Raw genomic sequence first — 20,293 nt, 5'->3', positions numbered from 1 at the left:
TGGTGCGACGAAGCAATCCAGACTGCCTCCGCGGAGAGATTCTGGATTGCTTCGCTACGCTCGCAATGACGGTGCGGAGACAGCAGTGGTTGGCTACCCTCAATTCCGGAACTGCTCCAGAAACATCCGCAAGGAGTCATGCGGACTCTCGACATCTGTGATCAGCCAGCCCTCGGGCCCGTTGACCACGACAAAGTTCAGCGCCACCCGGCGACCGCGATTGTCGAAATTCGCGGCGACATATGTCTTGTCGTATTGCCTGCGGACGACCGCGATCGTAACAGGGCCGATCTTCCAGCTCTGGCTCTGCACCAGGAAATCATAGGGCTCGACTCTCGGCGCGCTCCAGGCCTTGCGCAGTGGCGGATCGAAGAATTGGCGGGCGGTCACGGCGTCCCGCGGCAAGCCTTTTGACAGCTCCGGCGCCCCTTCGCCGTAATGGGCATAGACGTTGCGGACCAGCGATTCCGGGGTGCGGAAGCCGGCCTCCGCCGCGGCCAGCCAAAATCCTGCCAACAGGGCCCCAATGCCCGCAACTTCCCTCATGCCCGCCGCTCGCTTTATCGGCCGCCGGTCTTATCTTAAAAGCCTAGCATCCAGCGACCGGAACCGAAAAGCGACATGCGCGAATTGTTCGAAGAAGCAGCAAGCCAGCCCCCGCCGGATCCCCGGGACTCGGCGCGCGCCTCCACGCGCACGCCCCTGCGCAAGCGCTTCTACAAGGAGGCCGGCGTCGCTGACGCCGAGGGCGGCTTCGCCATCACTCTCGACGGCAAGCCGATCCGCACGCCGTCCGGTCGCCAGGTGGTGATCCCGAGGCGCGCGCTCGCAGATCGCGTCGCCGCGGAATGGGCCGCCCAGGGTGAGACGATCGATCCCGTGACCATGCCGTTGACGCGGATCGCCAACAGCGTGGTCGAGGGCGTCGTCGATCGCGTCGCGCTCGTCAGCGACGACCTCGCCAGATATTTCGAGTCTGACTTGCTGTTCTATCGTGCCGGCCATCCCGAGGGACTGGTCGCCCGCGAGGCTGCGCATTGGGACCCCGTGCTGTTCTGGGCGGCGGAGACGCTGGGGGCGCATTTCATCCTGTCGGAGGGCGTGATGCACGTGAAGCAGCCGGACGAGGCTTTGAAGGCCGCACGGGCTGCGCTGCCCGGCGACCCCTGGTCGGTCGCCGCGCTCCACATGGTGACCACCCTGACCGGCTCGGCGCTGCTGGCGCTGGCGCTGGACCAGGGCGTGCGCGATGCCGACCAGGTCTGGGCCGCCGCCCATGTCGACGAGGACTGGAACGCGGAGCAATGGGGCGTGGACGAGGAGGCGGCCGCCCGCCGCTCCGCGCGCCTGAAGGATTTCCAGGCCGCCGTGACGGTTCTGGCGGCGGTGAAGTCGCCGGCCGTCCAAGGTCCTTAACGAGAGGTTTACGAGGCAGCGGTTACGGTAGCCGGCGCTCCCTAAGGCTGCCGAGATGCCGACGCCGGTCACCTCCCTTGCTCCCGTCAACGCTGCCAGCCGCCCGGCTGATGCGGCGACACCGGATCTCGTGCTTCAAGCGGGCAGTGTGGTTGATGCCAGGGTGGTCAGCGTGCTCGCCGACAATCTGGTGCGGATCGCGATCGCCAACCTGTCGATGGACGTGATGTCGGAGGTGGCGCTGACGCCGGGGCAGAACCTCCAGCTCGCGGTCTCGCAGAACAACGGCATCATTCGCCTCGCCGTCATGAGCGGGGCAGGCGAGGCGGCGGGCGATCAGGTTACGCTGACGCCGCGGGCGGCCGCGCTGGTGGACAGCCCGCCGCTGGCGCCGTCAGTGGCTACGGCACGGAACACCCTGACGCCGTCCGAGCAGGCCGCCGTCGCGACGGCCTCTGCCGAGGCCGCGACCAAACAGGGGAGCCAGGCGCCGCTGTACGCCAACCTGGCCTCCGTCGTGACAGGCAGCAACCTGCCCGCAGGGCTGAAGCAGGCGGTGCTCGACGTGCTTGCGCAACAGACGCCGCTCAACCAGGCCCTCGACGGCGGCGATATCGAATCTGCCTTCCAGAAGTCCGGGCTGTTTTTCGAGGCGTCATTGGCCGCAGGCACAACGCCGTCCTCCGGCGTGATCCCGGACTTGAAGGCCGCACTGCTGGTGTTGCGCCAGACGCTGGCTTCGACCTCCGGCGCGATTGAGACGGGAGTGCCGCAGGCAACTCCGCAAGGTGTGTCGCTGCCGGCGAGTGCTGCGGCCACGACGCAGACCGCAGCCTCCGCGGCTGGGCTGGCGGGCGGGACGGCACAAGCGGCGTCGCCGTCACCGGATGCGGACGTCGCCCAACCGGCGCAATTGTCGCGCGGTGCGCTTGCTGCCGCCGTGCTGGCCGAGGTGACGGGCAACAATCCGCAAGCCGCGGTGCCGCGAACCATGTCCGCCGGCCTTGCCGCGAGCCTGCTGCAAGAGCTCACGCAAAACCCGCCGCGCCTGACCGGCAACGTGCCGGGCTCCAACAAGGCGTTGCCGGATGCCCATGTCTTCGAGGCTGCCGCACAGCAGACACCTCCGCCAGTCCGCGGTGCGCTGCCGGCGCCGCAGTCCATCGCCGCGCCGTCGCTCGCGCCGGACACGCCGCTGGCTGCGACCGTGCATCGTTTGCTCGACGACACCGATGCCGCGATCGCACGGCAGACGCTGTTGCAGATTGCCTCGCTCCCCGATCGCACCGACGCCAGCGGTCACCGCACCGATCCGGCCGTGCCGCAGTGGAATTTCGAGATTCCGTTCGCGACTCCGCAAGGCACCGCGATGGCGCAGTTTGAGATCTCGCGCGATGGCGGCAACGAGTCCGCCGATCCCGCCAAGCGCGCTTGGCGCGCGCGCTTCTCGCTCAATGTCGAGCCGGCCGGGCCCGTGCATGCGATGATCACGCTGAACGGCGACAAGACCTTCGTCCGGATGTGGGCGGAGCGGCCGGCGACGGCGCAGCAGCTCCGCGCCGGCATCGGTGAGCTCAGCCAGGCCTTGACGAAGGCCGAGCTCAAGCCCGGTGATATCGTGGTCCGCGACGGCACGCCGCCGCCACCGGCGCCGGCCCGCGCCGGCCATTTCCTGGATCGTGCCACATGAGCGATCCGTCCAAGCTCGCGATCGCGCTGCATTATGAGAAGGGATCCGGCGCGCCCGTCGTCGTCGCCAAGGGCCAGGGCACGATCGGCGAAAAGATCGTCGAGATCGCCAAGGCCCACGATATTCCGATCGAGGAGAACGAGGTTCTGGCCGGCGCGCTGTCGAAGGTCGAGCTCGGCGACGAAATCCCGCCGGATCTCTACAAGGCCGTCGCCGAGGTGCTGGTGTTCGTGCTGCGGCTGTCGGGCCGGGGGCGATAAACCATCTGTCATCGTTTCACCACGTCTCGGCTGCATGGTCGCGGCCACTTTCATCATTCGACGGACACTGCCTTGCTCACCCGCCGTTCCACCCTCGGCCTCCTCGCCGCAACCGCGATCCTGCCCCGACGCGCGCGCGCCCATGTCGCGCCACCGCGCAATGAAATCAGCGACACTCTTGCAAACCGCTTCACCGAGCTCGGCACGTCAGGCACGTTCGTCGGCTACAAGGTCGAGGATTATCTGATCGTCGCCAGCGACAAGGAACGCTCGGGCGAGGGCAAGCTGCCGGCCTCGACCTTCAAGATTCCCAACTCGCTGATTGCGCTCGAGACCGGTGTCGTCACTGACCCCGACAAGGACGTGTTTCCCTGGGACGGCGTCAAGCGCCCGATCGAGGCCTGGAACAAAGATCACACGCTGCGCAGCGCGATTCTCGTGAGCGCGGTGCCGGTCTATCAGGAGATCGCGCGCCGCATCGGCGAGGTGCGCATGCAGCAATACGTCGACGCGTTCGACTACGGCAATCGGGACATCGGCGGCGGCATCGACCAGTTCTGGCTTACCGGGGCCTTGCGCATCGATCCGGTCGAGCAAGTCGATTTCGTCGACCGGCTGCGCCGCCGTGCACTGCCGATCTCAAAGCGCAGCCAGGACCTCGTCTGCGACATCCTGCCGGCGACCAAGGTTGGCGACAGCGTCATCCGCGCGAAGTCCGGCCTCCTGGGCGCCGAGCGCGGCGAGCCTTCGCTCGGCTGGATGGTCGGCTGGGCCGAGAAGGGCGAGGCACACACTGTTTTCGCACTCAACATGGATTGCAAGGAGCCGCGCCACATCGAGGCTCGCATGACGCTGACGCAAGCCTGCCTTGCCGAGATCGGCGCGATCTAGCGCGACCGTCGTCAAGCCGGCACCTGAACCTCGGTCGTCGCAATCAGACGCCAATCGGCGAGCGCGGCCAGGCGGTGAGGCTCGGCCTCACGCCGGTAATCGGGGCTCAAGACGATGGCTCGAAAGGTCGCGAAGTCGGGGTAGCGGACCATTGCGGCGTCGTGCCAGGCTTCGCCTTGCGCCGCAACCAGCAGGGCTCCGACGGAGCCAAGCCAAGTCGGCGTGACCCCTAGCGGAATTGCGACCTTGCGAAATGCGGGGACATAGCGTGTGTAATAGGCTTCGCCCCCGCTGCAGGCCGGAAGCTCGGACTTGCCCCGGTATAAGGCCTCATCCCGATAGCGTAGAAGATTGAGCATGAAGATGGGTTGATCTCCGGGCAAGCTCGAGCCTGCGGTCACGAGTGATCCATTGTCGATATCGACGAACATTGTTCTCTCCGGTCGTGAGTTCTTGCTGCGAGCTGATATCGCTTCGAACGCCCGGCCTGGTAGTGGTTTCGATGTCACTGCTATGATGACGTCATGGCAACACCACGCAGCCATCAGCAACTCCAGCTGGCGCGTGCCGAATACGCCGATCCACGCCGTCCAGGTCAGCCGCAAACAGATGCCGACACGGATCCGCAGTCTCTTGCGGGTCCTCTCAGAAAGTGCGTCCACATTGGGCTATCGTGGCTAAAGCATGATGAAACTCGATTGCTGCGACCGAGGTGCGCTCCCTCTCCCGCTTGCGTCCCGCTTGCGGCAGAGGGGTGGGGAGAGGGTGTTTCCGCAATGGGACAATGTCCAAGAGGAAAGAACCCTCACCCGGCGCTTCGCGCCGACCTCTCCCGCAAGCGGGAGAGGTGAAGGAACCGCGGCCATCGATTCAACCGACGGCCATTTCGCTTTGGACCGCGGCAGCGCCTGCTTCGGTCGCCGGGCGGAGTTCAGGCAGGGTCAGGCTTCGCCGTCAACGCCTGGTCGATGGCGAAGCCCCCGATCTCGCTCATCGCCTGCGAGATCGGATCGCCGCGCCGGGCAAAGCCGCTCGTCAGATAATCGAATTGCATCCGCGCCAGCCGCAGCACCTCGATGGGCACCGAGACCACGGTCTCGTTGAAGCTGTCGACGGAGGCACGCAAGCTGTCGAGCTCCGTCGTGAGCTTGCCGATATGACTGTCGGCATGCTGCATCAGCGCGAGCAGCTTGCCGCGCTCGGCATCGAAGGCGGCGCGCTCGGCTGCGGTCGCTGAAGTGAGCTCGGCGAGCTGCGCCCGCAGCGCCGCGATCTGGCCGACCATGGCGTCGGAAGCGAGTTCGGCGGACTCGCGCAGCTCGGCGTTGCGCGTGCTCTCTTCCTGTGCCTGATGATAGAGCCGCTCGGCCGACATCGCCCGCTGGCTCAGCGACTCGATCATGCTGGCTGCACGCAGCAGCATCTCGCCGTTCCGCCCCGACACCATGCCGGCCATGCGGCGCAGGAAGTCGATGGTTTCGGACGCTCGGTTCGGCGGCAGGGGGACGACCGTCGCGGACATCTCGGTGATGCCAGTTGGTGATGCTCGAGCTAAGGCGTAAAGAACCGCCGCCGTACCGACTGGGCTCACGCAACATTCGGCGCCTGATCGTTCCGGAGCAAGCCTGAATCGGTCGGCCCGGTCAACCTGCCGGGCTGCCAAATTTGAGATCAGGAGCCCCTCTGCCGCCCGATCCGCCCCAAATGGGTGAAGCCGAATCCGGCGGAATATTTCAGGCCGTAGCCGAGCGCCCGGTCGAGGCCGATATGGGCAAGCCAGATCAAGGCGATGGAAAGGGTGAGGGGCGAGGCGAGGCCGAAACCCAGCGTCAGCAGCGCCACCGGGGCCATGTAGCTGTGGGCGGCGTTGTAGACCATCGCGCCGAACCTGGCGTCGGACAGGTAGGCCAGGAAGCTCAGATCGGGCACGAAGAACAGCAGGGCAAACACCAGCCACGACCCGTCCCAGGCCGCATAGAGCGTCACCATCCCTGCAAACAGGGTCAGGCCCTCCAGCCGCAGCAGGATGTTGACGCCGCCCGTCGCAGCGCCCGTCTCGCACCTTCCTTCCGTCACGCTCGCCTCCTGGGCAAAACTTTGTAATTCCTTGCGCTTTCCCGCTACGGCAAGTCAGCCCTGCGACGGCGAAAGCGGCTTTCCGGGCCGCAAAATGCCGTGTTAGAACCCGCCCATCACTTAAGAACTGGCGGGAGCAAATGAAACACATCCTGGACGCCCTTGAAGATCGTCGTGCCGGCGCAAAGCTCGGCGGCGGGGAGAAGCGCATCGAGGCGCAGCACGCCCGCGGCAAGCTGACGGCGCGCGAACGCATCGAGCTGTTGCTCGACAAGGGATCGTTCGAGGAGTTCGACATGTTCGTCGAGCACCGCTCCACCGAGTTCGGCATGGAGAAGACCAAGGTACCCGGCGATGGCGTCGTCACGGGATGGGGCACCGTCAACGGCCGCAAGACTTTTGTCTTTGCCAAAGACTTTACGGTGTTCGGCGGCTCGCTGTCGGAGACCCATGCGCTCAAGATCACCAAGCTGCAGGACATGGCGATGAAGGCGAGGGCGCCCATCATCGGCCTCTATGACGCCGGCGGCGCCCGCATCCAGGAAGGCGTCGCCGCGCTCGCCGGCTATTCCTACGTGTTCCGCCGCAACGTGCTCGCCTCGGGCGTGATCCCGCAGATCTCCGTCATCATGGGCCCCTGCGCCGGCGGCGACGTCTATTCGCCTGCCATGACCGACTTCATCTTCATGGTGAAGAACACCAGCTACATGTTCGTCACCGGCCCCGACGTGGTGAAGACCGTCACCAACGAGGTCGTGACGGCCGAGGAGCTCGGCGGCGCCTCGGTGCACGCGACGCGCTCCTCGATCGCCGACGGCGCCTTCGAGAACGACGTCGAGACGCTCCTGCAGATGCGGCGCCTGATCGACTTCCTGCCCTCCAACAACACCGACGGCGTGCCGGAATGGCCGAGCTTCGATGACATCGAGCGGGTCGACATGTCGCTCGACACGCTGATCCCCGACAATCCGAACAAGCCCTACGACATGAAGGAGCTGATCCTGAAGGTCGTGGACGAGGGCGACTTCTTCGAGATCGCGGAAGCCTTCGCCAAGAACATCGTCACCGGCTTCGGCCGCATCGCCGGGCGCACCGTCGGCTTCGTCGCCAACCAGCCGATGGTGCTGGCCGGCGTGCTCGACAGCGATGCCTCGCGGAAAGCAGCGCGCTTCGTCCGTTTCTGCGATGCCTTCAACATCCCGATCGTCACCTTCGTCGACGTGCCGGGCTTCCTGCCCGGCACCGCGCAGGAATATGGCGGCCTGATCAAGCACGGCGCCAAGCTCCTGTTCGCCTACTCGCAGTGCACCGTGCCGCTGGTCACCATCATCACCCGCAAGGCCTATGGCGGCGCCTTCGACGTCATGGCCTCCAAGGAGATCGGCGCCGACATGAACTACGCCTGGCCGACCGCGCAGATCGCGGTGATGGGCGCCAAGGGCGCGGTCGAAATCATCTTCCGCAGCGATATCGGCGACCCCGACAAGATCGCAGCCCGCACCAAGGAATACGAAGACCGCTTCCTGTCACCGTTCATCGCCGCCGAGCGCGGCTACATCGACGACGTCATCATGCCGCACTCGACCCGCAAGCGGATCGCGCGGGCGCTTTCGATGCTGAAGGACAAGAAGACGGAAATGCCGGCGAAGAAGCACGACAATTTGCCGTTGTGAGGGGAGGCGTAGGGCGGGTTAGCGAAGCGTAACCCGCCACTCATCCGAACCCGCGGATTACGGCTGCGCCTAATCCGCCCTACAATCGGTATCCTCAATCCAATGACCGAAGACGACCCGACCGACGAAATCTCCGACATCGAAGATCGGATCGAGCGGCTCGCCGAGATTGCCGAGCGGTGCCGGAAGTACATTCTTGCGTCCAAGATCGCGATCGGTGGCGGGGCGGCGCTGCTGCTGGTGACGATCCTCGGACTGTTCGGTTTCGGTCAGACCGCCGCGCTTGGATCGATCGCGCTGGTGCTGGGCGGGATCGTCTCGCTCGGCTCGAACATCAGCACGTTACGACAGACGGACGAGGCCATCAGTGCTGCAGAGGCGCGGCGTTCAGCGTTGATCGGCAGCATTGACCTGCGGGTCGTCGCCGACGCGCCGCTGAAGCTGGTGTGACGCACGAGGACCCTTCACGCGGCGGTCTTGAGCGTCAGCTCCGACAATTCGGCGCGGCATTCGGCGGCATAGGCCTGAAGCCGGTCGGCGGTCTGCCGGTCGAGGATGGCCTTGGCGAGCCGCTCGGCGCGGGCGATCTGTCGTTTGAGATATTCGATGCGGACCATGGGTCACCTGTAAATTGCTTTCTTCCAATGGTGGCGACTGTATGCCGGGCATCGGATCGATTATGTGAGGCGCGTCACGTTCGGCGCGCCGTATCCGCGGCAGCAAAATGCGCCATCTGGTCCGCGTGGGCCTTGGCGAACGCCGGGCGAGCCGTGGCGCGCGCGACGTAGGCACGGCAGGCGGGGCTGTCCGCCAGCCCGTCGAACTTGTCGACCACGCGCAGCACGTCAGCCATCAGGATGTCGGCGACGGAGAAGGAGCCAGCCAGCCATTCGCGGCTGCCGAGCACCGGCTCGAGACGCTTGAGCCGGAGCTTGAGGAAGTCGTCGACGAACTTCCACGCCGCCGTGTCGGTCGGATGTCCCATGAACTTCGACATGGTCCAGGGCAGGCTGGCCATCTCCACCGAATTGAGCGCCGCGAACACCCATTTCGTCGCCTCAGTGCGGCCGCGCGGATCTGTCGGCATCAGCTTGTCGCTGCGCTCGCCGAGATGCAGCAGGATCGCGCCGGTCTCGAAGATCGAGATGTCGCCGTCGGTCAGCCACGGCACCTGGCCGAACGGCTGGTGCGCGAGGTGCGCAGGCCCGCGATCGTCGAACGGGGTGCTGGCGACGCGATAGGGCAGGGCGGCCTCTTCGAGGGCCCAGCGCACGCGCAAGTCGCGCACGAGGCCACGCGGCGGCTCGGGAACCCAATTGAAGGTGGTCAGGGTGAGGTCGGTCATTTGCAGTCTCCGAGTCCTGGTTCGACGCAGAGGACGAGCGAAGGGCGTCCATTCCGACACCAAGGCCGACTCTTTTTGTCGCCGGCAGCGGAAAGCGGTTAGTCTCGCGGCAAACAAAGGGAGGAAATCCGATGCCAGCAGCCTTCTTCGTCGTTCGCGCCATCGTCTCCGACGCCAGCAAGCGCACTGCTTTCGACCGATGGTACGAGATGGAACATTTGCCCGACGCGGTGAAGGCCTTCGGCGTGAGCAAAGCCTGGCGGTTCTGGAGTCTCGACGATCCCTCGCTGCATCAGGCGATGTATCAGTTCGAGGACGAAGAAAAGCTGAACGCGATGCTGAAAGGTGACGCGCTGCAAAAGCTCGTCGCCGACTTCAACCGCGACTGGCCCGACGTGAAGCGCTCGCGCGAGACGCTGCTGCTGGCGCAGGAGTTTCGCCAGTAGGGCACACCGAATGCCCGCTCGCATGAATCTGAACACGCGATTCAGCCTTGGTTCATGTCGTGGCCGCGACACTTCCTCTGCATCACTTGCCAGGTAGCCTAGAGGAATTGCCATGGAGCGCCGGAACTTTTTGAAACTTGCCTTGGGATTGACGGCGGGCGCCGCCGCCTTCGCCGCGACTGCCGCGCAGGCCGCGCCGCTGTCACCGCAGCCGCTGGCTGATCCCGCCCGTACGCCGCAAGGCAATCCCGACGCTCATCCTGCCGTCACCACCAGCGAGGAAGCCGCCAAGCTGACGCCGGAGCAGGTTCACTGGCGTGGCCGCGGCCGCCACTGGGGCTGGCGCCGCCGTCATTGGCGCCGGCATCACCGGCGCTGGCACCGCCGCCATTACTGGTAAGCTCGCGACCATTCGCGGACTGGACGGGGATTGCCGTTGGCGGTCCCCGTTTCGATTTGGGTCCGCCGCGGATGAATTGTCAGCAACAAAAAATGGCCGCGCAGGCATTCGCCGCGCGGCCATTCTGCAACGGAATGGAGCAGATCAGAACGGGCGGCAGCGGCCGGCGTACCAGCGGAAACCGTAGGGGCATACGCGCGCACGAGGCACGACGACGACCGGCGCCGGGGCGACCACCACCGGAGCGGGGCGAACCACGACAGCGCCGCGCATCGGACGGCAGCCGCCATAGGGGCCGCGATACCAGCCCGGGCCGCAACCGCCGGCGGCGCTGGCCGCCTCGCTGAAACCGACGACCGCACTGGCGAGCATGACGGCGGCGAACAGGTATTTCATTTGATCTTCCTTCTTGTCCTTGGGGGGCAGGCTTCGGGGAATAGCGGTTGCGGGCGCACAATGAATCAAGAGACACGATTCGACACGTTAAATCTGGGACGTGCCGAGACGTCGCGATCCAAACCTGCCAATCATGACCTGAATGCGGCATGAACGTCCGCAGCATTGGGTCTCGGACGACACGCTGCTGTCGCTAGCGGCCGCGAAGGTGACCGATGTCCGGATCACTTGCCGAACAACGCAGCGAACTGCTTCTCGCCGGTGCGGGTGAAATTCACGACGCGGCTGCCGGGCGTGGGATCGCGCGCCGCCCATTTCAGCTCGGCAAAGCGCTGCATCATGGCGGCCCCCAACGTGCCGGCGAGGTGATGACGCCGTTCGCTCCAGTCGAGGCAGGCCTTGCAGACCGGGCGGCGCGGGTGGCTGAGCATGTCGGGCGAGATCTGCAGGTGCCTGGCGAGAAAGCGCTCGCCCTCGGCGGTCAGCTCGATCTCCTGCTTCCTCTGCCTGACCAGATGCAGCTCGCGCAAGGAGTCCAGCATCTGCACGCCGAGATCGCCGGCGAGATGGTCGTAGCAGATCCGCGCGCGCCGCAGCGCAGGATCCTTCGGCCCGGTGCGCACGCGCATGTGGCCGGTCCTTGCCGCAAGCCCAGCCAGCCCCTCGAGCACGCCGGCGACGTCGTCGTCGGTGAGGCGGTAATAGCGATGGCGGCCCTGCTTCTCCGGCTCGATGAGGCCGCCGGCCTCGAGCTTCGACAGATGCGAGCTCGCGGTCTGCGGCGTGATGCCGGCCTCCTGCGCCAGCTCGCTCGCCGTGAGCGCGCGGCCGTTCATCAGCGCCGTGAGCATGTTGGCGCGAGCGGGGTCGCCGACCAGCGAGGCGACCATGGCGATGTCGGGACCTGATTTCATGCTTCGATGGTAACCGAAGCATTGCCGTCGGGCAAGGACGTAACCTCTCACCAAGTCGTCATTGCGAGGAGCGCGCCCGTAGGGTGGGCAAAGGAGCGTAGCGACGTGCCCACCGATCGTCGTGGCGGACAAAGGACGTGGGCACGCTTCGCTTTGCCCACCCTACGAGACCTGCGCTCGCAATGACGCTGTGGAAACAGGAGCCCATCATGTCCGTCACCGTCTTCATCCGCTACCAGCTCGATCCCTTCAAGCGCGCGCAGTTCGAGGAATATGCGAAGCGCTGGCTCACCATCATCCCGAGATGTGGCGGCGAGTTGATCGGCTACTTCATGCCACATGAGGGCACCAACAACATCGCGTCCGCCCTGATCTCGTTCGAGAGCCTGGCCGCCTACGAGGCCTATCGCAAACGGCTGCGCGCCGATCTCGACGGTATGGCAAACTTCAACTTTGCTGAGGCGGAGAAATTCATCCTCGCCGAAGAACGCACCTTCCTGCGCAAGGTGGTATTGTAAGTCCACCAACAGCAGGAGACGCCCATGATCGCCGTGATCTTCGAGGTCTGGCCCAAGCCGGAACATCGCCAGGACTATTTCGACCTCGCGGCCGATCTGAAGCCGCTGCTGCAGACCATCGACGGCTTCATCTCGGTCGAGCGTTTCGAGAGCCTGACCGAGAAGGGCAAGATCCTGTCGGTGTCGTTCTGGCGCGACGAGGCAGCAGTCGCCGCCTGGCGCAACACCATGGAGCACCGCCGCACCCAGGCTAAGGGCCGTGCGAAAATCTTCGCGGATTATCATCTGCGCATCGCCAGCGTGATCCGGGACTATGGCATGACCGACCGCGACGAGGCTCCGAAGGACAGCCGCGCCGTCCACGACGCGCACTAGCGGAGTTGAAAGCGCACGCCTATCTCTGCGCGGCCAACATGGGAGAGAGACATGCACGTGACGACCGCTGACAAGCGCGCGACGTTCAGGAAGATGCACGAGAGCGGCTGCTTCATTTTGCCCAATCCGGTCGATGTCGGCAGCGCGAAAGCCTTGCAGCATCTCGGTTTCAAGGCGATTGCGTCATCGAGCGCGGGCTTTGCCTGGACCATCGGCAAGGCCGACAACCGCGTCACCGTCGAGGACGTCTGTCAGCATCTGGCAGCATTGAGCTCGGCCGTCGACATCCCCGTGAACGCCGATTTCGAGGGCGGCTTTGCGGTCGAGCCCGACAAGGTCGCCGACAATGTCGAGCGCGGTGTGCGCACCGGCGTCGCCGGCCTGTCGATCGAGGATTCCACCGGCGACAAGGACAAGCCGCTCTACGACCGTGCGCTCGCCGTCGAGCGCATCAAGGCCTCGCGCAAGGCGGTCGGCGACAGTGGCACGCTGCTGGTCGGCCGATGCGAGGCGTATCTCTGGGGCGTGACGGATCTCAAGCTCGTCATCGACCGGCTCACCGCTTATGCCGATGCCGGCGCCGACTGCCTCTATGCGCCGGGTCTGAAGAGCCGCGAGGACATCGCCGCGGTGGTGAAGGCTGTCGCACCAAAACCGTTCAATCTTCTGATCGGCGCGTCCGGCCTGTCGTTGCAGGAAGCCCAAGATCTCGGCGTGCGCCGCATCAGCGTCGGCGGCTCGCTCGCCCGCGCCGCCTGGGGCGGCTTCATGCGCGCGGCCAAGGAGATGGCGGAGAAGGGCACCTTCACCGAGCTCAACGGCGGCTATCCCGGTGGCGAGCTCAACAAGATGTTCGGCTAGACATGATCCGGAAAAGTGTGAAGCGGTTTTCCGAAACGATCATGCTCAAACAAAGACCCATAGCGCGATGACGATTCGTCCAAATCTCATCGCGCTTTAGCCAAACGAAAAGCGGCGGGATTTTGGATCCCGCCGCTCTCGCGCTTTATTGCGAAATGTTACTTCGCGCCGTCCGACGGAGCTGGCGTCGTCGGGGCCGGCCTGCTCGGCGCGGCACCGGTGGTCGTGCCCGGCTCGGTGTTGCTGCGTGGCGTCACGTCACGCATGCCGGGAGGTGCGGCCGGACTGGCCGGCGCGGTCTGCTGAGCGGTTCGCGATGCCGGCTCGTTGCTCGCCTGGTTGCCGGTGGTCGTGTTGTTCAAGCCGTAGAACACCGCGCCCAGCACCAGGGCGACGGCCACCGCGAACAGTGCGATCTTGCCGCTGGAGGCGGGGCCTTCCCCGAGCTCGGGATCGGCCTGCAGGTCGGCATCCCGGCGCGCCGCGCGAGTATACTCATCGTCGGCGAGGTTCGGGCGGTACGGATCGTTGGGAAAACGGTCGTCAGCCATCGATTGGATCTCCTCGGGTTATGACCCCCGGACAACCCTCAGCTGCGAGATTCTGTTCCGCGCCACCTGATGCTTTCGTCGCATATTGCCCCCATCCGGGGAATCGGGAACCTGTTCTGTCTGACCCCGGACCTTGAGTTCCATATCGGGGAGGAGGAACACGGCGATGTGGAGCCTGCCGCCGACGGATAGCGTGCTGCATTTCCTGTCCCTGGTTGCGGTGGCCGCGCAGGGCATGACGGCTGCGCTTGCTGCCGGACGCCGCAGCATGGATTGGTTGGGGGTCTGCTTCCTCGGCTGCATCACCGCGCTCGGCGGCGGCACGTTGCGCGATCTCTTCCTCGGACATTATCCGCTGGCCTGGGTGCAGAGCCCCATCTATCTCGCGCTCGCCGGCGGTGCAGCCTTCCTCACCATCCTGTTTGCGCGTCTCGTGCACCGGCTGAAGGTCGCCTTCATCGTGCTCGATGCCATCGGTCTCGTCGTCTTCACCATGGCCGGCTGCGACGTGGCCTGGCAGATGGATGCGACGCTGCCCATCGTCATCGTCTCCGGCATGGTGACGGGCTGCGCCGGCGGCGTGCTGCGCGACGTGCTCTGCAACGACGTGCCGCTGCTGTTTCGCTCCGAGCTCTACGCCAGCGTCTCCGTGGTGACGGGATTGTTCTATGCGACCGCCTTTGGTCTCAAGCTCAATGCGGAGCTCTGGACCATCCTGACCTTCGTCCTCGGCATCAGCTTCCGCCTGCTGGCGGTGCGCTACAAATGGGAGATGCCGAAGTTTGTGTTCACGGGGGATGAGGAGAGGTAGCTCTATCCACCCCGTCATTGCGAGCGCAGCGAAGCAATCCAGAATCTTTCCGCGGAGGGACTCTGGATTGCTTCGCTGCGCTCGCAATGACGAGAAGGAGGCAGCGGTGAGCTACTTCTCCTTCCTTGCCTTCGCCACCTGCGACGGCGTCACCAGCGGACCGGCATTACCCCAGGAATTGCGGATGTAGTTCGTCACCGCGGCGATCTCGCCGTCGGACAGCTGCTTGGCGTAAGCAGGCATCTCACCAATGTTCGGCGCGCGCGGTGTCGTCACGGTGTGAGCACCGTCGAGGATGATGCGCAAGGTCGAGGACGGGTTGATCGATTGCAGCAGCGCATTGCCCGGCAGCGGCGGATAGATGCGCGGGCTGCCGGTGCCGTCGGCCTCGTGGCAGGCGACGCACAGTTTTGCGTAGACCGCCTGGCCGGCCTTCATCTCGGCTGCGTCCGGCGGCGTCACGATCGTCTCGCGCCGCGCCGGCGGCAGGCTCTTCAGATAGATTGCGATCGCGCGCACATCGGCATCGCTCATCTTCGAGGTCGAGTTGACGACGACCTCCGCCATCGGCCCGCCGGCGTGGCTCTTGCCGTTGCGCCCGCTTTGCAGGTACTCCGCGATATCAGCCTCGCTCCACGATTTCAGCCCGGTGCGCGCGGCGCCATCGAGCCGCGGTGCGAACCAGCCGCCGATCTCGTTGCCGGACAGCGCCTGCGCATCCCGGTCGGCGCCGAAATAATTCTTCGGCGTATGGCAGGCGCCGCAATGGCCGAGCCCGGTGACGAGATAGCCGCCTCTGTTCCAGGCCGCGCTCTTGGTCTGGTCGGGCTCGAACAGGCCGGGCTTGAAGTACATCGCGTTCCAAAGCCGCATCAGGCCGCGATAGCCGAATGGCCAACGCAGCTCCGGCGGCTTGTTGCGGCTGGCGACGGGCGCCAGCGTGCCGAGATAGGCGCGGATGGCCAGCGTGTCGTCCTTGGTCATCCGCGTGAAGTAGGGGTATGGGAAGGCCGGGTAGTAGTTCGATCCATCGGGCGCGATGCCGGTGCGCAAGGCGCGGGTGAAATCGGCGTCCGTCCAGCCGCCGATCCCGGTGTCGCGGTCCGGCGTCAGGTTCGGCGCATAGATCGCACCAAAGGGCGTGTCGATGCGCTTGCCGCCCGCGAACGGTTTGGCCGGATCGGCGGTGTGACAGCCCGCGCAGTCGCCGGCCTCGACCAGCGACTTGCCATAGGCGATCAGCTCGGGCGATGGTTCGGCGGCGCCGGCCACGCTTCCAACCGCAATGCACAACGCCAGGCCGACAAGTGCCAGGCCAGTCAGAATCGTCCGCATCGACAGCCTCTCCTGCGACCCATCGACCCCACCCGCGTCAGGGAAGCGTCGATTCATTTCGCAACGACGGGGGTATGGTGACACAAACTGAAAATCGCCAACGTGTTTCAGGCCACGAAATTGCGATTTTTACCCGAGGCCAGCTTTGGTCCAGATTTGTGGTGCGGATCATGAAATATCCGACATAGAGTGGCGCAGGTGGTCGGCGCGCCCTAGCTAAAACAACGGGCAGGCAACGACTTAAGTCAGCAAGACCCGAACAGGGCGCAAGCGAGGACAGCATGGGCATCAACCAGGGTCCGATCAGTCTCGATCAAAAGTACACCCAGCAGACCGGACACGTCTTCACCACGGGCATCCAGGCCCTGGTCCGCTTGCCAATGGCCCAGATCCGGCGCGACCGCGCCAACGGCCTCAACACCGCGGGCTTCATCTCGGGCTATCGCGGCTCGCCGCTCGGCGGCTACGACCAGCAGCTGTTCGCCGCCCGCAAGCACCTCGAGCAGTACAACATCAAGTTCCAGCCGGGCGTGAACGAGGACCTCGCCGCGACCGCGGTGTGGGGCTCGCAGCAGCTCAACCTCTCGCCGGGCGCCAAATACGACGGCGTGGTCGGGATCTGGTACGGCAAGGGCCCGGGCGTCGACCGCTGCGGCGACGTGTTCCGTCACGGCAATGCCGCGGGCTCGGCCAAGAACGGCGGCGTGCTCTGCCTTGCCGGCGACGACCACGGCGCCAAATCCTCCACCGTCCCGCATCAGTCCGACCACGCCTTCATCTCGGCGCTGATGCCGTATCTCTATCCCTCGAGCATCCACGAGATGATCGAGATGGGCCTGCTCGGCATCGCGATGTCGCGCTATTCCGGCTGCTGGGTCGGCATGAAGGTGATCACGGAGACGGTGGAAACCACCGCCGAGATCGATCTCACCGACGAGATGAAGCCCTTCATCATCCCCACCGATTTCGAGCTGCCCCCCGGCGGCCTCAACCTGCGCTGGCCCGACGACCGCTTCGAGCAGGATCGCCGCCTGCAGGATTACAAGGGCTTTGCCGCCATCGCCTTTGCCCGCGCCAACAAGGTCAACCGCGTCACCATGGATTCGCCGAACGCGCGTTTCGGCATCATGGCGTCGGGCAAGAGCTACGAGGACGTGCGCCAGGCGCTGCGCGAGCTGGGGATCACCGAGGAGGTCGCCGCTCGAATCGGCCTTCGCCTCTACAAGATCGGCATGCCCTGGCCGCTGGAGCCGGAGGGCGTGCGCAACTTCGCGGTCGGGCTCGAGGAGATCTTCATCGTCGAGGAGCGGCGCGAGATCGTCGAGAACCAGGTCAAGCAGGAGCTGTTCAACTGGCGCGACGACGTCCGGCCCCGCATCGTCGGCAAGATGGACGAGCACGACAAGCGTTTCCTCACCTTCGCCGCCGAGCTCAGCGTCGCCTCGCTCGCGACCTCGCTCACCGAGCGGCTGCTTCGACTTGATCTCAACCCTGAAATCGCGGAGATGCTCCGCGCCAAGGCCGACTGGTTCAACGGCCGCCAGGCGACCCAAATGCAGGCGGTCGCCCCTGTGTCCCGAACCCCGTATTTCTGCTCCGGCTGTCCCCACAACACCTCGACGAAAGTCCCCGAAGGCAGCCGCGCCCTGGCCGGCATCGGCTGTCACTTCATGGCGCTGTGGATGGACCGCTCGACCGAGACGTTTACGCATATGGGCGGCGAGGGCGTGCCCTGGGTCGGCATCGCGCCCTTCACCAACGAGAACCACATCTTCGCCAATCTCGGCGACGGCACCTACTTCCACTCCGGCATTCTCGCCATCCGCCAGGCGATCGCCTCCAAGGCCAACATCACCTACAAGATCCTCTACAACGACGCGGTGGCCATGACCGGCGGCCAGCGTCATGACGGCGATCTCTCGCCGCAGAAGATCATGGCCCAGCTTCATGCCGAGGGCATCAGCGAAATTTATCTCGTCTCGGAAAACCCCGACGCTTACCCGGCAGACACCATCGCGCCCGGGGTGAAGAAGTATCACCGCGACGAGCTCGACGCCGTCATGAAGATGTGCCGCGAGTTCAAGGGCACCTCCGCGATCGTGTTCGTGCAGACCTGCGCCGCCGAGAAGCGCCGTCGCCGCAAGCGCGGTCTGATGGAGGATCCGGCGCGCCGTGTCATGATCAATCCGGCCGTCTGCGAAGGCTGCGGCGATTGCTCGGTGCAGTCGAACTGCATCTCGGTCGAGCCGCTGGAGACCGAGTTCGGCCGCAAGCGCGCCATCAACCAGTCGTCCTGCAACAAGGACTATTCCTGCCTGAAGGGATTCTGTCCGTCTTTCGTCACCATCGACGGCGGCGCGCCGCGCCACCGCGCGCCAGCCGAGCTTGCCGAGATCGGCGCGCTGCCCGAGCCGGCCTCGCGCCCGACGCTCGACAAGCCCTACAACATCGCCGTCGGCGGCGTCGGCGGCACCGGTGTGCTCACCATCGGCGCGCTGCTCGGCATGGCCGCCCATATCGAGGGCAAGGCCTCGATGATCCTCGACATGTCGGGCCTCGCGCAAAAGGGCGGGGCGGTGCTCAGCCATGTCCGCCTGTCGGATCATCCGGCCGAGGTGACCTGCTCGCGCATCGTCACCGGCACGGCCGATCTCGTGCTCGCCGCCGATGAAGTCGTCGCGGTCGCCAAGGACACGATCACCCTTTGTGACTCCACCCGCACCCGCGGCATCATCAACAGCCACGTCATTCCCACCGCCGACTTCGTCCTCAACCGCGATTTCAATTTCCAGACCCGCAAGCTGACCGGGCTCCTGGAAACCGCGCTGCACAAGGATTCGGTGTTCTTCGACTTCACCAAGCCTGCCGAGCAGCTGCTCGGCGATGCCATCGCCACCAACATGATGATGATGGGCTATGCCTATCAGAAGGGTCTGTTGCCGCTGTCCGCGGAAGCAATCGAGCAGGCCATCGAGGTCAATGGCGTCTCGATCAAGATGAACAAGGAAGCCTTCCGCCTCGGCCGTCTCGCAGTCGCCGACCCCAAGCGCCTTGCCGACATGCTGAAGGGCACGGACGAGGCCGTCGCGCCGAAGACGCTGGATGCCATGACGCTGGACGAGGTCATCGAGCATCGCGCCAAGCATCTGACCGCCTACCAGAACGCTCGTCTCGCCAAGCGCTATCGCAAGCTGGTCGACCAGGTCCGCGATGCCGCGGCAAAGGGCGGCTATGGCGATGCGCTGCCGCGCGCGGTCGCGGTGAACTACGCCAAGCTGCTGGCCTACAAGGACGAATACGAGGTCGCACGCCTCTACACCGACGGCGCCTTCGAGCAGCAGCTCCGCGACCAGTTCGAGGGCGACTTCAAGTTCAATTTCAACCTCGCGCCTCCCATCCTGGCAAGCGGTGTCGATGCGCTCGGGCGCCCGAAGAAGCGCGCCTTCGGCCCATGGATGCTGAACGTCTTCCGCGTGCTCGCCAAGTTCAAGTTCCTGCGCGGTACGCCGTTCGACATCTTCGGCCGCAGCGCCGACCGCAAGCTCGAGCGTGATCTCATCGCCGGCTACGAGAAGGACGTCGCCACCGTGCTCGGCCTGCTGTCGCCCGTCACGATCGACACCGCGGTCGAGCTGCTCTCGCTGCCCGACCGCATCCGCGGCTACGGCCCGGTGAAGGAGAAGGCCGTGCACGACGCCAAGGCCCGCTACGCCCAGCTCGCCGCGGATTTGGCGAACCCGCCACCCGCGCCAAGGCAGATCGCGGCGGAGTAGGGCCCTCTCGTAGGGTGGGCAAAGGCGCAAAGCGCCGTGCCCACCATCTCGCCGGATGCCACCAAAGACCTGGGCACGCTCCGCTTTGCCCCACCCTACGACACCATCGCTTGCGTTGCCCGTCGGGCAAAACACCCACGCCCTGGGTCAATCCGCCTGCGCAAAAACATTCCGCTTTACCGAAATTCGGAATTGTCGTATCCGTCCGTCACCTCATCCCTCTCAGAGGGGCGTATCGCGATCGTCACGAAACGCGGGGTGAGCGGCGGTGGACGCGGGCTGCGTCGCGCGAGTCTCTCGCGCGCACGACGGGCGCGGTCTCGCGTACGGCAAAATCGTGTGGTCCTGACGCCCGGGGTCTGTGCGTCAAGTCTTGCGGGTCACTCGCAAGGCGACGGGGGCAATAGTGCATCGCTCCCCGGGGAGAGCGCGACATAAGCCGTAAAGCCACTGCGCAGGGAAGGCCGGATGTTGGGCTTCACCTGTATGCCGCTGTGCATCTGTTCTTCGCGCAATTCGCGCACAGCGGACCGTGGGTGCCCAGCCGGCACCCGGTCTTCCC

The 20,293-nt window shown here is 65.3% G+C and carries 23 protein-coding genes; 13 read left to right on the top strand and 10 right to left on the bottom strand.

Going from position 1 to position 20,293, the window contains the following annotated elements:
* Positions 1-99: 99 nt before the first annotated feature.
* Positions 100-546, bottom strand: a complete 447-nt coding sequence (locus XI05_RS15720; protein ID WP_212254957.1) for a hypothetical protein — start codon at positions 544-546, stop codon at positions 100-102.
* Positions 547-621: 75 nt separating this feature from the next.
* Between XI05_RS15720 and XI05_RS15715 the strand changes: the two genes are divergently transcribed.
* From XI05_RS15715 to blaOXA, 4 genes are all read left to right on the top strand, one after another.
* Positions 622-1,416 carry an ATP12 family chaperone protein gene (locus XI05_RS15715; protein ID WP_271503126.1) on the top strand — a complete coding sequence of 265 codons (795 nt, stop codon included), beginning with the start codon at positions 622-624 and terminating at the stop codon, positions 1,414-1,416.
* 55 nt (positions 1,417-1,471) lie between these two features.
* Positions 1,472-3,106 (top strand): flagellar hook-length control protein FliK, encoded by a 1,635-nt coding sequence (locus XI05_RS15710; protein ID WP_271503123.1) that lies wholly within the window; start codon positions 1,472-1,474, stop codon positions 3,104-3,106.
* On the top strand, positions 3,103-3,366 hold the full coding sequence (locus XI05_RS15705) for an EscU/YscU/HrcU family type III secretion system export apparatus switch protein (protein WP_271503120.1): 264 nt from the start codon (positions 3,103-3,105) through the stop codon (positions 3,364-3,366). The genes XI05_RS15710 and XI05_RS15705 overlap by 4 nt, the downstream gene beginning before the upstream one ends.
* 72 nt (positions 3,367-3,438) lie before the next feature.
* Positions 3,439-4,257 carry a class D beta-lactamase gene (gene blaOXA, locus XI05_RS15700; RefSeq protein ID WP_271503116.1) on the top strand — a complete coding sequence of 273 codons (819 nt, stop codon included), beginning with the start codon at positions 3,439-3,441 and terminating at the stop codon, positions 4,255-4,257.
* Positions 4,258-4,268: 11 nt separating this feature from the next.
* Here blaOXA and XI05_RS15695 read toward each other — a convergent pair whose 3' ends face one another.
* From XI05_RS15695 to XI05_RS15685, 3 genes are all read right to left on the bottom strand, one after another.
* On the bottom strand, positions 4,269-4,688 hold the full coding sequence (locus XI05_RS15695) for a hypothetical protein (protein ID WP_271503114.1): 420 nt from the start codon (positions 4,686-4,688) through the stop codon (positions 4,269-4,271).
* 500 nt (positions 4,689-5,188) lie between these two features.
* Positions 5,189-5,779, bottom strand: a complete 591-nt coding sequence (locus XI05_RS15690) for a hypothetical protein (protein ID WP_271503111.1) — start codon at positions 5,777-5,779, stop codon at positions 5,189-5,191.
* A gap of 149 nt (positions 5,780-5,928) precedes the next feature.
* On the bottom strand, positions 5,929-6,333 hold the full coding sequence (locus XI05_RS15685) for a DUF4260 domain-containing protein (protein ID WP_271503108.1): 405 nt from the start codon (positions 6,331-6,333) through the stop codon (positions 5,929-5,931).
* 140 nt (positions 6,334-6,473) lie between these two features.
* Between XI05_RS15685 and XI05_RS15680 the strand changes: the two genes are divergently transcribed.
* Both XI05_RS15680 and XI05_RS15675 read left to right on the top strand, forming a co-directional pair.
* Positions 6,474-8,006, top strand: coding sequence for an acyl-CoA carboxylase subunit beta (locus XI05_RS15680; RefSeq protein ID WP_172783220.1), 1,533 nt, complete (start codon positions 6,474-6,476; stop codon positions 8,004-8,006).
* Positions 8,007-8,108: 102 nt separating this feature from the next.
* Positions 8,109-8,456, top strand: a complete 348-nt coding sequence (locus XI05_RS15675) for a hypothetical protein (protein ID WP_271503105.1) — start codon at positions 8,109-8,111, stop codon at positions 8,454-8,456.
* Positions 8,457-8,470: 14 nt separating this feature from the next.
* On the opposite strand, the gene XI05_RS15670 is transcribed toward XI05_RS15675, so the two are convergent.
* Positions 8,471-8,623 carry a hypothetical protein gene (locus tag XI05_RS15670; RefSeq protein ID WP_172783222.1) on the bottom strand — a complete coding sequence of 51 codons (153 nt, stop codon included), beginning with the start codon at positions 8,621-8,623 and terminating at the stop codon, positions 8,471-8,473.
* Between the two features lie 74 nt (positions 8,624-8,697).
* A complete protein-coding gene (locus tag XI05_RS15665; RefSeq protein WP_271503103.1) occupies positions 8,698-9,351 on the bottom strand; it encodes a glutathione S-transferase family protein in 654 nt (217 codons plus the stop codon).
* Positions 9,352-9,482: 131 nt separating this feature from the next.
* Between XI05_RS15665 and XI05_RS15660 the strand changes: the two genes are divergently transcribed.
* The gene (locus XI05_RS15660; protein WP_271503100.1) at positions 9,483-9,797 is read left to right on the top strand and encodes a hypothetical protein; all 315 of its coding nucleotides are present in this window, start codon (positions 9,483-9,485) and stop codon (positions 9,795-9,797) included.
* Between the two features lie 112 nt (positions 9,798-9,909).
* Positions 9,910-10,197, top strand: a complete 288-nt coding sequence (locus XI05_RS15655) for a twin-arginine translocation (Tat) (protein ID WP_271503097.1) — start codon at positions 9,910-9,912, stop codon at positions 10,195-10,197.
* Positions 10,198-10,341: 144 nt separating this feature from the next.
* Here XI05_RS15655 and XI05_RS15650 read toward each other — a convergent pair whose 3' ends face one another.
* Both XI05_RS15650 and XI05_RS15645 read right to left on the bottom strand, forming a co-directional pair.
* On the bottom strand, positions 10,342-10,593 hold the full coding sequence (locus XI05_RS15650; RefSeq protein WP_172783804.1) for a GCG_CRPN prefix-to-repeats domain-containing protein: 252 nt from the start codon (positions 10,591-10,593) through the stop codon (positions 10,342-10,344).
* Between the two features lie 224 nt (positions 10,594-10,817).
* A complete protein-coding gene (locus XI05_RS15645) occupies positions 10,818-11,507 on the bottom strand; it encodes a winged helix-turn-helix domain-containing protein (RefSeq protein ID WP_271503094.1) in 690 nt (229 codons plus the stop codon).
* A 209-nt stretch (positions 11,508-11,716) separates the two neighbouring features.
* Between XI05_RS15645 and XI05_RS15640 the strand changes: the two genes are divergently transcribed.
* Genes XI05_RS15640 through XI05_RS15630 form a run of 3 tightly spaced genes read left to right on the top strand, consistent with a single transcriptional unit; the run spans position 11,717 to position 13,261 of the window.
* The gene (locus tag XI05_RS15640; protein WP_271503091.1) at positions 11,717-12,025 is read left to right on the top strand and encodes an NIPSNAP family protein; all 309 of its coding nucleotides are present in this window, start codon (positions 11,717-11,719) and stop codon (positions 12,023-12,025) included.
* Positions 12,026-12,049: 24 nt separating this feature from the next.
* The gene (locus XI05_RS15635; RefSeq protein ID WP_271503088.1) at positions 12,050-12,400 is read left to right on the top strand and encodes an antibiotic biosynthesis monooxygenase family protein; all 351 of its coding nucleotides are present in this window, start codon (positions 12,050-12,052) and stop codon (positions 12,398-12,400) included.
* A 51-nt stretch (positions 12,401-12,451) separates the two neighbouring features.
* Complete coding sequence (locus XI05_RS15630; protein WP_271503086.1) at positions 12,452-13,261, top strand: isocitrate lyase/PEP mutase family protein; 810 nt, start codon at positions 12,452-12,454, stop codon at positions 13,259-13,261.
* 158 nt (positions 13,262-13,419) lie between these two features.
* Here the strand turns inward: XI05_RS15630 and XI05_RS15625 are convergent, their stop codons facing one another.
* Positions 13,420-13,812 carry a hypothetical protein gene (locus tag XI05_RS15625; protein WP_172783229.1) on the bottom strand — a complete coding sequence of 131 codons (393 nt, stop codon included), beginning with the start codon at positions 13,810-13,812 and terminating at the stop codon, positions 13,420-13,422.
* A 166-nt stretch (positions 13,813-13,978) separates the two neighbouring features.
* On the opposite strand from XI05_RS15625, the gene XI05_RS15620 reads away from it, so the two are divergent.
* Positions 13,979-14,623, top strand: coding sequence for a trimeric intracellular cation channel family protein (locus XI05_RS15620; protein WP_172783230.1), 645 nt, complete (start codon positions 13,979-13,981; stop codon positions 14,621-14,623).
* Positions 14,624-14,734: 111 nt separating this feature from the next.
* Here the strand turns inward: XI05_RS15620 and XI05_RS15615 are convergent, their stop codons facing one another.
* Positions 14,735-15,958, bottom strand: a complete 1,224-nt coding sequence (locus XI05_RS15615) for a c-type cytochrome (protein WP_271503083.1) — start codon at positions 15,956-15,958, stop codon at positions 14,735-14,737.
* Positions 15,959-16,239: 281 nt separating this feature from the next.
* Between XI05_RS15615 and XI05_RS15610 the strand changes: the two genes are divergently transcribed.
* Positions 16,240-19,731, top strand: a complete 3,492-nt coding sequence (locus XI05_RS15610; RefSeq protein ID WP_271503080.1) for an indolepyruvate ferredoxin oxidoreductase family protein — start codon at positions 16,240-16,242, stop codon at positions 19,729-19,731.
* Positions 19,732-20,293 lie beyond the last annotated feature (562 nt).

The organism is Bradyrhizobium sp. CCBAU 11357 (assembly GCF_028128865.1).
GTDB lineage: Bacteria > Pseudomonadota > Alphaproteobacteria > Rhizobiales > Xanthobacteraceae > Bradyrhizobium.
This window is presented reverse-complemented; position numbering and strand designations above follow the sequence as displayed.

Excerpts from the sequence above, each read along its gene's own strand:
- XI05_RS15680 (WP_172783220.1), top strand. The coding sequence starts at position 6,474 with ATGAAACACATCCTGGACGCCCTTGAAGATCGTCGTGCCGGCGCAAAG.
- XI05_RS15640 (WP_271503091.1), top strand. The coding sequence starts at position 11,717 with ATGTCCGTCACCGTCTTCATCCGCTACCAGCTCGATCCCTTCAAGCGC.
- XI05_RS15655 (WP_271503097.1), top strand. The coding sequence starts at position 9,910 with ATGGAGCGCCGGAACTTTTTGAAACTTGCCTTGGGATTGACGGCGGGC.
- XI05_RS15670 (WP_172783222.1), bottom strand. The coding sequence starts at position 8,623 with ATGGTCCGCATCGAATATCTCAAACGACAGATCGCCCGCGCCGAGCGG.
- XI05_RS15620 (WP_172783230.1), top strand. The coding sequence starts at position 13,979 with ATGTGGAGCCTGCCGCCGACGGATAGCGTGCTGCATTTCCTGTCCCTG.
- XI05_RS15720 (WP_212254957.1), bottom strand. The coding sequence starts at position 546 with ATGAGGGAAGTTGCGGGCATTGGGGCCCTGTTGGCAGGATTTTGGCTG.
- XI05_RS15695 (WP_271503114.1), bottom strand. The coding sequence starts at position 4,688 with ATGTTCGTCGATATCGACAATGGATCACTCGTGACCGCAGGCTCGAGC.
- XI05_RS15660 (WP_271503100.1), top strand. The coding sequence starts at position 9,483 with ATGCCAGCAGCCTTCTTCGTCGTTCGCGCCATCGTCTCCGACGCCAGC.
- XI05_RS15625 (WP_172783229.1), bottom strand. The coding sequence starts at position 13,812 with ATGGCTGACGACCGTTTTCCCAACGATCCGTACCGCCCGAACCTCGCC.
- XI05_RS15705 (WP_271503120.1), top strand. The coding sequence starts at position 3,103 with ATGAGCGATCCGTCCAAGCTCGCGATCGCGCTGCATTATGAGAAGGGA.
- XI05_RS15715 (WP_271503126.1), top strand. The coding sequence starts at position 622 with ATGCGCGAATTGTTCGAAGAAGCAGCAAGCCAGCCCCCGCCGGATCCC.
- XI05_RS15690 (WP_271503111.1), bottom strand. The coding sequence starts at position 5,779 with ATGTCCGCGACGGTCGTCCCCCTGCCGCCGAACCGAGCGTCCGAAACC.
- XI05_RS15645 (WP_271503094.1), bottom strand. The coding sequence starts at position 11,507 with ATGAAATCAGGTCCCGACATCGCCATGGTCGCCTCGCTGGTCGGCGAC.
- XI05_RS15710 (WP_271503123.1), top strand. The coding sequence starts at position 1,472 with ATGCCGACGCCGGTCACCTCCCTTGCTCCCGTCAACGCTGCCAGCCGC.
- XI05_RS15615 (WP_271503083.1), bottom strand. The coding sequence starts at position 15,958 with ATGCGGACGATTCTGACTGGCCTGGCACTTGTCGGCCTGGCGTTGTGC.
- XI05_RS15610 (WP_271503080.1), top strand. The coding sequence starts at position 16,240 with ATGGGCATCAACCAGGGTCCGATCAGTCTCGATCAAAAGTACACCCAG.
- XI05_RS15665 (WP_271503103.1), bottom strand. The coding sequence starts at position 9,351 with ATGACCGACCTCACCCTGACCACCTTCAATTGGGTTCCCGAGCCGCCG.
- XI05_RS15650 (WP_172783804.1), bottom strand. The coding sequence starts at position 10,593 with ATGAAATACCTGTTCGCCGCCGTCATGCTCGCCAGTGCGGTCGTCGGT.
- XI05_RS15635 (WP_271503088.1), top strand. The coding sequence starts at position 12,050 with ATGATCGCCGTGATCTTCGAGGTCTGGCCCAAGCCGGAACATCGCCAG.
- XI05_RS15630 (WP_271503086.1), top strand. The coding sequence starts at position 12,452 with ATGCACGTGACGACCGCTGACAAGCGCGCGACGTTCAGGAAGATGCAC.
- XI05_RS15675 (WP_271503105.1), top strand. The coding sequence starts at position 8,109 with ATGACCGAAGACGACCCGACCGACGAAATCTCCGACATCGAAGATCGG.